The sequence below is a fragment of the Flavobacterium sp. genome (assembly GCF_965657075.1).
In the GTDB taxonomy this organism is placed as follows: domain Bacteria; phylum Bacteroidota; class Bacteroidia; order Flavobacteriales; family Flavobacteriaceae; genus Flavobacterium.
Window position 1 is genome coordinate 105812 of record NZ_CBFHMV010000006.1, and the last position, 12588, is coordinate 118399.

Sequence of the window (12588 nt, forward strand, 5' to 3'; positions counted from 1 at the left end):
AAAACCAAAATATGACAAGCAACTCAGAATTTGGAAGCATTTCATTTGATTTACCTAAAAATCAATCAAACGTAATCAAAGTAATTGGTGTTGGTGGCGGTGGAAGCAACGCTATCAATCACATGTTTAGACAAGGTATTAACGGTGTAGATTTTGTGGTTTGTAATACAGACTCGCAAGCACTAGAAAATAGCCCTGTAGCAAACAAAATACAACTAGGAATCAACTTAACCGAAGGTCTTGGTGCTGGTGCTAATCCAGAAGTCGGACAACAATCGGCTATTGAAAGTGTTTCCGAAATTGAAAAAATGCTAGACAGCAACACTAAAATGGTCTTTATTACCGCAGGAATGGGTGGTGGAACCGGAACAGGTGCTGCTCCAGTAATTGCTCAATTAGCTAAAGAAAGAGATATTCTTACGGTTGGTATTGTAACCATCCCTTTTCAGTTTGAAGGAAAAGTGCGTCAAGAACAAGCTATCTTGGGTGTAGAAAGATTACGCAAGCAAGTAGATTCTCTAATTGTAATCAACAACAATAAACTAAGAGAGGTTTACGGTAACTTAGGATTCAAAGCAGGATTTTCTAAAGCAGATGAAGTTTTAGCTACTGCCTCAAGAGGTATTGCTGAAGTTATTACACATCACTATACGCAAAATATTGACCTTAAAGATGCTAAAACAGTACTTTCAAATAGTGGAACAGCTATTATGGGTTCTGCTGTGGCGTCTGGATTAGATCGAGCAAAAGATGCTATTGTCAATGCATTAGATTCTCCTTTGTTGAATGATAATAAAATTACAGGTGCTAAAAACGTATTGTTGCTTATCGTTTCTGGTACTAATGAAATTACTATTGATGAAATAGGAGAAATTAACGATTATATTCAGTTAGAAGCTGGTTATAACGCTAACATTATAATGGGTGTCGGTGAAGATGAATCTTTAGAAGATGCTATTTCTGTTACAATTATTGCAACAGGATTTAATGTAGAACAACAACAAGACATCATTAACACTGAGCCAAATAAAATCATCCATTCTTTGGAAGATGAGCAAAAAATTGTCCAAAATTTAATGGACAAAGTGGTTTTAAATTTAGATGTAGAAGCTACGGAAGTTAAATCAATTCCAGTTAAAGAAGCAACACCAGTTTTTGAAGTCGCTGAACCTGCTGAAAAAGTAATTTTTTCTTTAGAAGAAGCTACAGAAGAATTCAACGCAATAGTTGCCAATGAAAATGAATTGATTGCTACTACAGATGCAATTAAAAACATTAATGTAACTTTCGAAATCATTGCTGCTCAAAGTGCAAAACAAGAGCCTGTTTTTGAAATCACATCGCCTTTAAGAGAAATTGAAGTCAAAGAACCTGAATTTGTAGTTGCTAAAGAAAACGATTTGTTGTTTTCATTAGACGCATTCGAAAATAAAAAAGAAGAAACTCCAATCGTTTTTAATCTTTCAGAAGAAGTTAAAGATATTGAAGTAGTAGAACCTGTTGAATTTATTCCAGTAACAGAATTAAATGAATCGGGTGTTGTTAAATATTCTTTAGAGGAATACTTAGATAAAGAAAACGAATTGATTGCTGCAAAACCTGTAGTTGCTAAGGAAACAATTAATCCAGAAATGGATATTAAAGTTAAAGTAACTTCAGAGGAAGATGTGGCATTTTCTGATCTTCAAAATAGAGAAGCGACCGATTTAACTATCGAAGAAACTTTAAAATTAAGAGCTGAAGAACGCAAACGCAAAATGAAAGAATTCAATTATAAATTCAACATTCACTCTTCAAAAATAGACGAAATAGAAAGACAACCTGCTTACAAAAGAATGGGTATCGATTTAGATAGTCCAGAATTAAACAATAATAAGTCTCGCATGTCATTAGGAACAGATAGCAACGATGATCCTCAACTTCGTTCTAACAACTCTTTTCTTCATGATAATGTAGACTAAAACCATAAACTTAACCTCAAATAAACCCGTATAGTTATTTTTAACCTTACGGGTTTTTTAATTACCTTTGCTAAGGTTTTTTAGAAGTTGTTTCATGTTAATGTATATTTTCAGATACAAAAAAACAATAATCAACTAGTAACAATAAACATATAAAAATGAGTTTATCAGCAAAAATCATGGACAGTTTAAAAGAAGCCATGAAAGCAAAAGACACAGTAGCTTTAGAAGCATTAAGAGCAGTAAAATCAGAAATATTATTAGCACAAACTTCTGGTGCAGCGGAAGGACTTTCGGAAGAAGACGAAATCAAAATTTTACAAAAATTAGTAAAACAACGAAAAGATAGTGCCAATATTTTTGCAGAACAAGGAAGAAACGATTTAGCAGAACCTGAATTAGCTCAAGTTGCTGTAATTGAAAAATTCTTACCAGCACAAATGACAGAAGCTGAAGTAGAAGCAGCAGTAGCAAAAATAATTGCTGAAGGTGGTTTCTCAGGAATGGCATCCATGGGACAAGTAATGGGAATTGCCTCAAAACAATTAGGAGGAAACTCAGACGGGAAAACGATTTCGACGGTTGTTAAGAAATTATTAATGTAATTTATAGTGCGAAATTAAAAGTACAAAGAATTCAACTTCAAACTTCTTACTTTTAATTTCGTACTTTTTTTGGCCTCGTAGTTCAACTGGATAGAATATCAGATTTCGGCTCTGAGGGTTGCAGGTTCGAATCCTGCCGAGGTCACAAAATAGAACCAAAAACCTCTAGAGAGATTTAGAGGTTTTTTATTCTTTTTCTTTATTAAAATTTTCAAGAAATTCTAATATTTGGTTTGAAGATAATTCAATACCGCTCACTAAAAGCAAATCCAATCAAATGTAATGTTTGGTTGGATTTTTTAATATCCTTCCAAAATTTCCAAAACTCCTTTTTTATAACTTCTACTTATCGGAATTGAAATTTTATTAATTTCAATATATTCATTGGTAAATGACTCAATTTTAGTCAATGCAATCAAATAAGAACGATGCACACGTATAAAATCTTTATTAGGTAACTTGGCTTCGATATTTGAAATAGTTTCCCTAGTTACTATGGTCTTTTCTGTAGTATGAATTTTTATATAATCACTTAAACTTTCAATATAGAAAATATCTTGAAAATCTATTTTTATCATTTTTCTATCTGATCTAACGAATATAAAATCATTTTTTGATAATTGAATCTCATAAGAAGTTTCTTTGTTTTCAATAATTTTTTCTCCTGTAAATTTGGTGATAGCTTGCGAAAATCGTTTAAATGAAATAGGTTTTAACAAATAATCAACGGCTTGTAAATCAAAACCATCTGCAGCATATTCTCTGTAGGCTGTGGTGAAAATTACTTTGATGTCTTTGTTGATTGATTTTGCAAAAGATAAACCATTAATTTCAGGCATATTGATATCTAAAAAGATTAAGTCTACTTTTTTAGTATTTATAACCGCAAATGCTTCAATGGCATTTTTGCAACTGGCTAAAACGTTTATGGTGCTTACTTTTTGCAAATGAGATTCTAAAATTTCTCTTGCCGTTATTTCGTCATCAACTAGTATGCAATTATATGTTTTCTCCATTAGATTTAATTTCATTTATGATTAAAGAAACTATGAATTGATTTTCTTTTATTTCAGTATTCAAATTATATTTATTTGGGAACAATAATATTAATCTTTTTCTAATATTATCTAAGCCAATTCCAGTTGTTTCAGACTCGTTGTTGTTTAAAAAACTGTTTTTAATAGTGAATATTAGCTTGTTGTTTTCTGTTAAATTCAGATTTATTTCAATAGCCAAAAAACCATTTATTATACTTCCATGTTTAAACGCATTTTCAATAAAAGGGATTAATAACATAGGAGCAATTTCAATATTTTCAATGTTTTTTGAATAATTGAAATTAACTTTTAAGCGGTCTTCAAATCTTATTTTTTCTAAATCGATATATTCATTTATATGTTCTATTTCATCTTTTAATTGCACTCTTGATTTCTGAACTTGATATAAAATATAATCCAATAAATTTGAAAGTTTTAAAATAATATCTGCAGTATGTTCTGATTTTTTTAGAGCAAAACCATAAATTGTGTTTAATGTATTAAATAAAAAATGAGGATGAATCTGTTTTTTTAAATAATATAACTCCTGTTCTTTAATTTGAAGGTTTGCTTCTAAAATTTTATTTTCTAGAGCTTTGTATTTTGATTGAGCATTGAAGTTGTGTTTCAATAAATAGATAAAACTCACTACTCCTACAATCAAATAAATCAGAATCAAAATAAAGACAAAGTTTTTTCCCATTGGAGGAACTTTAGTTATGTCTAATTTTGTAATAAAAATAAAACTTCCATAAATAGCAAGTATAGTTAAATAAACAGATAAGACTAAAGTATAGAAGCTATAAAGTGCTAATTTAAAATATCGTTTGGACAACAAATACTTTGGAATTAAAAAATAAATAGTAATGTAAGTTGTGCTTATAGCAATGGGTAACAATAAACTTGAAAACCATGTAATGTAATACGTGTCATTTGAATTATAGCTAAAAAAATAAACAAAGAAAAACCAAACTCCAATCCAAAAAGTTAAGTGAAGTATTAAATGTTTTGCCAAATTTGCTATATTGTTAAACATTTAAGCAAGATAAATAAAATTATAAAAAGAAAAATGAATTTTCGATGGATAACCTTTTTAAGAAGGGTTTTGGTTTCTAATGGATTAAATTTTACTTTTTCTAGTACCAAATTGGTTATAAGCTGAGCATATTCATCTATTCATCGCAATTAAAAAATTGATATTAGTTTAAAAACTACTTTCGGACTATTATTAATTTAAAAATATAAGATATGATTTTAGACAGAATTTATGAAGGTGGGCCTTTTTTTATGGTGCCAATATTAGTGATATTGCTTCTTGTAATTCTTTTGTTTATTAAAGGAGTTGTTAAGAAAGAAACGAATTCAAAAACAGTAAAATTAATTTCATCAATTAGTTTGTTTGTTTTGGTGTGGGGTTTTTTAGGCCAAGCCATAGGTTTAATTGGAGCTTTTGATGCTATTGAATCAATAGGAAATATTAGTTCGGAAGTTCTTGCTGGGGGATTAAAAATATCTTTTTTACCACTTGTTTTTGGGATGTTTACTTTCTTAATAGCTAGAGTTGGAATTATAATTTTGACATTATTAGAGAAATAGAATACATCCTGAATTAAATAAGAATGCTCTCAATTTGATTAGTATTCTTATTTAATTCAAACTAATTTCCACCCAAATAGGAATATGATCGGAAACTTCTCGAGCTTTTTCTTGAGATTTAAAATCTTCATAAAAATGAATTGCCTCCTTTTTTGAGATTTTTATTTTATTCGTATTATACCAAATGTTATCAAATTCTGATGCCAAACATTCCTTTTTTTTACATTCTTTTTTTAATGTTGTTTTTTGGTTTTTAAAAGCGGAAGCAAATCCCATTTTTTTTAAAGGATTAAATACAGTATGCGATTGTGGACAATTAAAATCACCTATAAATAGTAGATTTAGTAAAGGATATTCTAAAGGTAAAAACTTAAAGTATTTGATCTCAGTTTCGGGTTGTTTACTTTTGGTAATGGCATGAAAGTTCACTAAGGTTACTGCCTTTTCATTATAGTTAAAGGTGCAATAAAAAGGTTCTCTGTCAATTTCTAAGCTGTATTTTTTTTCTAGCCAAGCTTTACCTATTTTTTTGACTTTAGAAGTTTTCCATAAAAAAGCGTATCGTTCGGTTTTGTAACTGCTTCCTGTAGTGGGTTCACTTACTGCATAATCCCATTTAGAGCCTTTTATATTGAGTTCTTCTGCTAATTTGGCAACGGCTTGTGTGCCTCCATAACCTGCCACAACTTCTTGTAAAGCCACAACATCATAGTCTTTTAAAGTATTAGCAATGTAGGTTATTGTGGAATCTGATTTTGATTTCCCTAAATTTTCTATATTCCACGATACGACTTTTAGTTGTGCAAAGGCAAGGTTATAAACAAGAAATAGGTATAGAATTAATAGTTGTTTCATAATGCTAAAATACTGTCAATCTTCCCAACCGCAAAGTGTGAGTCCAAGTTTTTGAGCATCAGCTTTACTTTTTTTAATAATTTCATTTTTGCAATTTGACAAACCTCTGCAATCTTTAGTAAGATGATATTTTTTAGCACCTTTTGAATCACAAATATAAACATCAGCATAAAAAATGTTTGCGTTTATGGTGAACAGGAATAGAAATGTTAATAGGGTTTTCATACTTTACTAATATTGTTAGTATATATAGTTAAATATTACTACCAAAACTTTGCGTATAAAAACACTAAAATTAATAGAATTGCAAAGGCACTAATGTTAAATGAAGCACTTGTTTTAAACGTTTCTTTGCTAAGCGTAAATCCTTTTGGACTATCTGTTCCTTTGTTTTGTAGCCAACTGATTACCATAATAATTGCCATTGTGATTAATGTAGTATATCCCATTTGATCTAAGAATGGAATATTCGGAAATATACCTTCTATTGCTGTTCCTTCAGCCCAACCTTTTGGTCCAACTTTAAAAAACATCGCTACTGGAATTGAAACTAAAGCCCCCCAAATAGCAGCTTGATTGGTCGTTTTTTTCCAAAACAAACCTAAGATAAAAATAGCTAAAATTCCAGGACTAACTACTCCAGTATACTCTTGAATAAATTGAAAAGCTTGGTTAATTCCACCTAAAAGGGGTGCTACAATTGCTCCAATAGTTAAAGCAACCGCAGATGTAATTCTACCAATCTTAACGGTATTTTTATCATCAGAATTCTTGTTAATGTATTGTTTGTAAATATCCATCGTAAATATAGTTGAAGTAGAATTCAACATCGAAGCTAAAGAAGAAACAATAGCAGCAGTTAAAGCCACAAAAGCCAATCCTTTTAAACCAGCTGGTAAAAACTGAATCAACCACGGATAAGCTTTATCTGCAGCACCATCACTTGGAATATTCATTAAACCTTCTACTCCTAATAGAGCTAACATTTCTGGGTCATTTACAATTACAAAAGCAGCAATACCAGGAATTACAACTATAAATGGAATGATTAATTTCAAAAAAGCAGCTAGTACAATTCCTTTTTGAGCTTCTTTTAAAGATTTTGCAGCCAAAGCACGTTGAATAATATATTGATTGAATCCCCAATAATATAAATTAGCAACCCAAAGTCCACCAATTAAAACTCCAATTCCAGGTAAATTAATATACTCAGGATTGGATTTGTCTAAAATCATTGAAAATTTTTGAGGTGCTTTGTTGTATATAATTCCAAAACCTTCCAGCATTCCTTGTCCACCAGAAACGGTGTCTAATGCCAAATAAGTTGTAGCTAAACCACCAATAATTAAAAACACAACTTGAATAGAATCGGTCCAAGCAATAGACGCTAAACCACCATAAAGTGAATATGCAGCAGCAAATAGTGACAAACCTAAAATAGCATAAAACATATCAACTCCCATGATAGTATTCATCGCTAAAGCACCTAAATAAAGAACTGAAGTAATGTTTACAAAAACATATAAAGCTACCCAAAAGACAGCTAAAATTGTTTTTAAATTCGTAGAAAATCGTTTTTCCACAAATTCTGGAATGGTGTAAAGTCCTTTTTCAATAAAAATAGGAAGAAAGTATTTTCCAACAATAATTAAAGTTATGGCTGCCATCCATTCGTAAGAAGCAATGGCTAAACCGACTGCATATCCAGAACCAGACATTCCAATAAATTGTTCAGCAGAAATATTTGCTGCAATTAATGAAGTTCCAATAGCCCACCAAGGCAATGATTTACTGGCCAAGAAATAATCTTCAGCATTTTTTTGATGTCCTTTTTTGTCTCTAGACATCCAAAGTCCAACACCTAAAATCAACAAAGCATAGGCAAAGAAAACTACATAGTCAAGGGTTACAAATCCTGTATTCATATTTTGGGTTATTTTTGGTTAGTTTTATAATGCAATATAGATAAATTTCTCAAAGTTGAGGCACTTTGTTCTGGTGCTATGTCTCTTTGGGCTTCACCCAACATTTCATAACCTACCATGAATTTTTTTACAGTTGCAGAACGTAACAATGGTGGATAAAAATGCATGTGAAAATGCCATTCAGGATGAGCAACCCTATCAGTAGGTGCTTGATGAATTCCCGATGAATATGGAAATGAAGTTTCAAAAAGATTATCGTATTTTGTCGTAATGATTTTCAAGGTTTCAGCGAAAGCTTTCGTTTCATCATTAGTCATGGCAATAATATTTCCAAAATGCCTCTTACTGATAATCATAGTTTCATAAGGCCAAGTCGCCCAAAAAGGAACAACTACTGCAAAATATTCGTTCTCAAAAACAATTCTCTCTTGTGCTTTTAATTCGTAATCCAAATACTCTTTGAGTAAGCTAGTATTGTTTTTTTTATAATAATTTTCTAGATTTTTTTGTGTTTTTTCTACTTGTGTTGGCAAAGAGGATTGTGCCCAAATTTGCCCATGAGGATGCGGATTGCTGCAACCCATAACACTTCCTTTGTTTTCAAATATTTGGACATAATTGATGAAATCTTTGGAACCTAATTCAATATATTGTTCTTTCCAAACTTGAATTACTTTTTCAATAGCCTCTTGTTCCATTTCAGCTAATGTTAGATTGTGTTTTGGAGAAAAACAAACTACTTTATTGATGCCTCTTTCGGGTTTTAATTGAAATAAAGTATTATCGTTTTTTTGAAAAGAAACTTCTTCTTGCAATAAAGCTGAAAAATCATTCTCAAAAACAAAACAATCCGTGTAATTATCGTTTTTGACACCATTGGAACGCATATTTCCAGCACACAAATAGCAATTTTCATCATGTTCAGGTCTGTTATCTTCTGCAATGGTTTCCTTTTGTCCTTGCCAAGGTCTTTTAGCTCTATGAGGTGAAACTAAAATCCATTCGTCTAACAAAGGATTATATCTTCTATGCGGATGTTCGTTGGTGTTAAAGGTTTGCATAAGTCTTTTTATATTCAGAAGTTCCTTTTGAAATTTTTATTTTGTAAGGTTTTAAGTCAATACCAAATTGTTCTTTATAAGCTTTAGAAACTGTTGCTATAACTTCGTCTTCTTTTCCTTTTTCAATTAAATTGATGGAGCAACCTCCAAAACCACCACCCATCATTCTTGCCCCTAAAACGGCTTTGTTTTCTAATGCAGTTTCTACCAAAAAGTCAATTTCTTCGCAACTTACTTCATAGTTTTTGGATAATCCGTGATGTGTTTCGGCCATTAATTTTCCTAATTTAGTGAATTTTTCGTTTTCGATGGCTTTCACAGCTTCTTTTACGCGATTGATTTCATTTACTACAAATAGACATCTTTTGTAGATTATTTCTCCTAATTCACTTTCTAAAGTATGAATCATTTCAGCATTGCAATTTCTAAACGTTTGTACATTTGGAAAATGATTTTTTATTATACTTAATCCTTTTTCAACTTCATTTCTTCGATCATTGTAACCTGAAGTTAGGTGTGAATGTTTTACACAACTATCCAACAAAACTAAAGTATGTTTCTTGAAATTTGCTTTATAATAGGTGTATTCTAAAGTGTTGCAATCCAATTGAATGACTTGATTTTTTTTACCAAAAACGGAAGCAAATTGATCCATGATTCCGCAATTCACACCTGCAAAAGTATGTTCCGATTTTTGTCCTGTTAAAGCAATTTCTTCTTGGGTTAAACCCATATCAAATAGTGTGTTTAAAGCATAAGCTATTCCGCATTCTAAAGCAGCTGAAGATGATAATCCAGCACCCATTGGTATTGTGCTGCTAAAAACCATTTGAAAACCTGTAAAATTATATCCTTTTTCTTTCAGTTGATGCAATACTCCAAGAATATAATTCGCCCACATTTTATCAATGGGTTTTATGGTTTCAGATAAATCAAATGAGTAAGTATCATTTAAATCTTTTGCTATAATTTCACATTGATTGCTATTGTTTTTAGTAATAGCAAAACAAATGTATTTGTTGATGGCAGCTGGTAAAACGTAACCGTCATTATAATCGACATGTTCTCCAATAATGTTGATTCTTCCTGGTGAAAGAAATATGTTTTCAGGATAATTGTTGAAATTTTCCTTGAAGTATTTTGAGGTATTTTGAACTAATTTTTTCTTCATTTTGAACTGAATTTATTTTTCAGATTTTAACGTTACTGTTGCTGGAATTAATCCGTTAGCTTTTATTTCCAATTTGATGTCTCCAATTGTTTTTCCAGCTTGAATAATGACTTGGCATTTACTGTTGAAAGCACTTCTTTGCCATCTTTCTTCTTCACATTTGTCGGGTTCATGTGAACTTGGATCTCCGTTACCCACTCCAATAATTTTAGCATCACCAGAAATAGTAAAATAGACCATGTTATTTGCATCAGGCACTTCTCTTCCTTGTTCATCTACTAATGAAATATTGATGACATTGGCATCTTGACCGTCTGCTCTTAAGACTGTTTTATCAGCATAGGCTATTACTTTAGCAACTTGAGTTGTAGTCTCAACTTTTGAAGTGATTTTTTTGCCTTTTTTATAAGCTACAGCTTCTAAAGTTCCTGGTTCGTATATAACTTCCCATTGCAAATGACTGTTTCTTGGCATTGTTTTTTTACCTAAACTTTTTCCATTTAAGAAAAGTTCTACATCATCAGCATTTGTGTTTACCCAAACATCAATTGGTTTTCCGATTTTTTCTGGCCAATTCCAATGCGGTGAAATGTGTAGTACATCTTTATCGGTCCACCAACTTTGATAGTAATAATAAATGTTTTTTGGGAAACCACAAACATCCATGATTCCGAAATGCGAACTTATATTTGGCCATTTATAAGGTGTTGGTTCCCCTCGATAATCAAATCCTGTCCAAACAAAACCACCTAACCAATAGTCGTTTTCGGCACATAATTTCCACCAAGTTTCTGCTTTACTTGCCCACCAAGGATGCGTGATGTCTTGATCAGGAACATAAGCCCTGATGGAATCTTTTTCATAAATTCCTCTTGTAGTTACTGTGCTTCCCATTTCAGTTCCTAATAAAGGCTGATTAGGATGATCTCGATGATAATCTGCTACAGCAAATTCACGATAATTGAAACCACGAATTGGAATTACTTCATTAACTCCTTTAAATTCATTCGCCATATCGGCTGCATAAGTGCTGGTTCTAGTTGGGTCTAATTCTTCTTGAATAGCCAAATGGGTTTGAGCAATTCTTTTTCCGTATTCGTTGCCTTGAATGTTTTGTTCTTCATTGCCAATAGACCATAAAATGATACTAGGATGATTTCTATCTCTTTTGATTATTCTTTTAAATTGATCAATATATTCTGGGCTGCTGTTTAACAAACGTTGTTCATCTACCATTAGCATTCCTATACTATCACAAGCTTGCAATAATTCTGGTGTTGGTGCATTATGACTTGCTCTGTAAGCATTACAACCCAATTCTTTTAATAATTTAATGCGATAATATTGTATGTAATCAGGAATAGCACTACCAATTCCAGCATGATCTTGATGGTTGTTTGTTCCTTGAATTTTAATGTGTTTTCCATTTAGAAAAAAGCCTTTTTTAGCATCAAATTCAATAGTTCTAACACCAAAATTCGACTTTTTTTGATGCACAATTTTATTTTCTTGTTTAATAACTGAAACGACTTTGTATAAATATGGATTTTCTAAAGACCAAAGTGTTGCGTTTTTTAATTCAATATTTTGTTTTAAAGTATATTTATGATTGACTTTTAAATTGATTTTTTGTTCACTAGTTTTTGAAATTTGTTTTCCTTTATTGTCAGTAATATAAGAATAAACAGTGCAATTTGTTGTGGTTAAACTTTTGTTTTCAACTTCTGTTTCAATAAATACTTTAGCGTTTTTACCCTTAACTTTAGCATGAACAAACAAACCATCTTCTGGAATAAAAACAGGATTTGTAATGTTTAACCAAACATGACGGTAAATTCCTGCTCCTTCATAAAACCAACCTTCAGCTTGCGTTGCATCTACACGGATAACGATTACATTTTCACTTTCAAAATTCATGTAATCTGTTACATCATAATTAGTTCCAACATAGCCGCTGAAATTAGTTCCAACATAAAACCCATTAATCCAAATGGCAGCATTTCTGTAAATACCATCAAATTGCAGTTCAAATCGCTTGTCTTTTTTGGATTTATCTACAGAAAAATGTTTGCGATACCATCCAATACTGGTTTCTGGATACAAACTTCCAACAGGTTTATAACCATGAGAATCCATTTCGTGAGTTGATGATTTTACAAAAGGAAGTGCAACCACCCAATCGTGTGGGACATTTATTTTTGTCCAAGATGTATCCACAAATTTTGGACTTACAATTGTGGTTTCAAATACATTTGATTTATGGAATAACAGTTTGGTTCCGTAACCAAAATCTTTATCAGGATTTGAAGCATTTCCAAAATGAAATTTCCAATTTTCATCTAAATTTATTTTTTCTTGTGCATTTGTTGCTGAAATA

At 31.3% G+C, this 12588-nt stretch carries 11 protein-coding genes and 1 tRNA gene; 4 read left to right on the forward strand and 8 right to left on the reverse strand.

The window, feature by feature from the left end; translation table 11 throughout:
- The first annotated feature begins 11 nt into the window (after positions 1 to 11).
- The 3 genes from ftsZ (at position 12) to ACTF56_RS06195 (ending at position 2711) form a co-directional block, all read left to right on the forward strand.
- The gene (ftsZ, locus tag ACTF56_RS06185) at positions 12 to 1961 is read left to right on the forward strand and encodes a cell division protein FtsZ (protein ID WP_438966037.1); all 1950 of its coding nucleotides are present in this window, start codon (positions 12 to 14) and stop codon (positions 1959 to 1961) included.
- Positions 1962 to 2119: 158 nt separating this feature from the next.
- Positions 2120 to 2566, forward strand: coding sequence for a GatB/YqeY domain-containing protein (locus ACTF56_RS06190; protein WP_438966038.1), 447 nt, complete (start codon positions 2120 to 2122; stop codon positions 2564 to 2566).
- 71 nt (positions 2567 to 2637) lie between these two features.
- Positions 2638 to 2711, forward strand: a tRNA-Arg gene (locus ACTF56_RS06195).
- Positions 2712 to 2865: 154 nt separating this feature from the next.
- Here the strand turns inward: ACTF56_RS06195 and ACTF56_RS06200 are convergent.
- Together ACTF56_RS06200 and ACTF56_RS06205 are read right to left on the reverse strand one after the other, a co-directional pair.
- The gene (locus tag ACTF56_RS06200; protein WP_438966039.1) at positions 2866 to 3582 is read right to left on the reverse strand and encodes a LytR/AlgR family response regulator transcription factor; all 717 of its coding nucleotides are present in this window, start codon (positions 3580 to 3582) and stop codon (positions 2866 to 2868) included.
- Positions 3566 to 4618 (reverse strand): sensor histidine kinase, encoded by a 1053-nt coding sequence (locus ACTF56_RS06205; protein WP_438966040.1) that lies wholly within the window; start codon positions 4616 to 4618, stop codon positions 3566 to 3568. Before ACTF56_RS06205 ends, ACTF56_RS06200 begins: the two co-directional genes overlap by 17 nt.
- A gap of 233 nt (positions 4619 to 4851) precedes the next feature.
- On the opposite strand from ACTF56_RS06205, the gene ACTF56_RS06210 reads away from it, so the two are divergent.
- On the forward strand, positions 4852 to 5199 hold the full coding sequence (locus ACTF56_RS06210; protein WP_438966041.1) for a MotA/TolQ/ExbB proton channel family protein: 348 nt from the start codon (positions 4852 to 4854) through the stop codon (positions 5197 to 5199).
- Positions 5200 to 5250: 51 nt separating this feature from the next.
- Here ACTF56_RS06210 and ACTF56_RS06215 read toward each other — a convergent pair whose 3' ends face one another.
- The 6 genes from ACTF56_RS06215 to galA form a co-directional block, all read right to left on the reverse strand.
- Entirely contained in the window at positions 5251 to 6054 is an 804-nt protein-coding gene (locus ACTF56_RS06215; RefSeq protein ID WP_438966042.1) for an endonuclease/exonuclease/phosphatase family protein, read from the reverse strand.
- Positions 6055 to 6069: 15 nt separating this feature from the next.
- A complete protein-coding gene (locus tag ACTF56_RS06220; protein WP_438966043.1) occupies positions 6070 to 6279 on the reverse strand; it encodes a hypothetical protein in 210 nt (69 codons plus the stop codon).
- Positions 6280 to 6317: 38 nt separating this feature from the next.
- Complete coding sequence (locus ACTF56_RS06225) at positions 6318 to 7979, reverse strand: sodium/sugar symporter (protein WP_438966044.1); 1662 nt, start codon at positions 7977 to 7979, stop codon at positions 6318 to 6320.
- An 8-nt stretch (positions 7980 to 7987) separates the two neighbouring features.
- A complete protein-coding gene (locus tag ACTF56_RS06230; RefSeq protein WP_438966045.1) occupies positions 7988 to 9040 on the reverse strand; it encodes a UDP-glucose--hexose-1-phosphate uridylyltransferase in 1053 nt (350 codons plus the stop codon).
- Positions 9027 to 10211 carry a galactokinase gene (gene galK / locus ACTF56_RS06235; protein ID WP_438966046.1) on the reverse strand — a complete coding sequence of 395 codons (1185 nt, stop codon included), beginning with the start codon at positions 10209 to 10211 and terminating at the stop codon, positions 9027 to 9029. Before galK ends, ACTF56_RS06230 begins: the two co-directional genes overlap by 14 nt.
- Positions 10212 to 10223: 12 nt before the next feature.
- A partial coding sequence (gene galA, locus ACTF56_RS06240) for a beta-galactosidase GalA (protein ID WP_438966047.1) occupies positions 10224 to 12588 on the reverse strand: 2365 nt, incomplete at its 5' end.

What these genes read in the sequence shown, in the direction of transcription:
- galK (WP_438966046.1), bottom strand. Translation starts at nt 10,211, where the DNA reads ATGAAGAAAAAATTAGTTCAAAATACCTCAAAATACTTCAAGGAAAAT.
- ftsZ (WP_438966037.1), top strand. Translation starts at nt 12, where the DNA reads ATGACAAGCAACTCAGAATTTGGAAGCATTTCATTTGATTTACCTAAA.
- ACTF56_RS06210 (WP_438966041.1), top strand. Translation starts at nt 4,852, where the DNA reads ATGATTTTAGACAGAATTTATGAAGGTGGGCCTTTTTTTATGGTGCCA.
- ACTF56_RS06190 (WP_438966038.1), top strand. Translation starts at nt 2,120, where the DNA reads ATGAGTTTATCAGCAAAAATCATGGACAGTTTAAAAGAAGCCATGAAA.
- ACTF56_RS06225 (WP_438966044.1), bottom strand. Translation starts at nt 7,979, where the DNA reads ATGAATACAGGATTTGTAACCCTTGACTATGTAGTTTTCTTTGCCTAT.
- ACTF56_RS06230 (WP_438966045.1), bottom strand. Translation starts at nt 9,040, where the DNA reads ATGCAAACCTTTAACACCAACGAACATCCGCATAGAAGATATAATCCT.
- ACTF56_RS06215 (WP_438966042.1), bottom strand. Translation starts at nt 6,054, where the DNA reads ATGAAACAACTATTAATTCTATACCTATTTCTTGTTTATAACCTTGCC.
- ACTF56_RS06200 (WP_438966039.1), bottom strand. Translation starts at nt 3,582, where the DNA reads ATGGAGAAAACATATAATTGCATACTAGTTGATGACGAAATAACGGCA.
- ACTF56_RS06220 (WP_438966043.1), bottom strand. Translation starts at nt 6,279, where the DNA reads ATGAAAACCCTATTAACATTTCTATTCCTGTTCACCATAAACGCAAAC.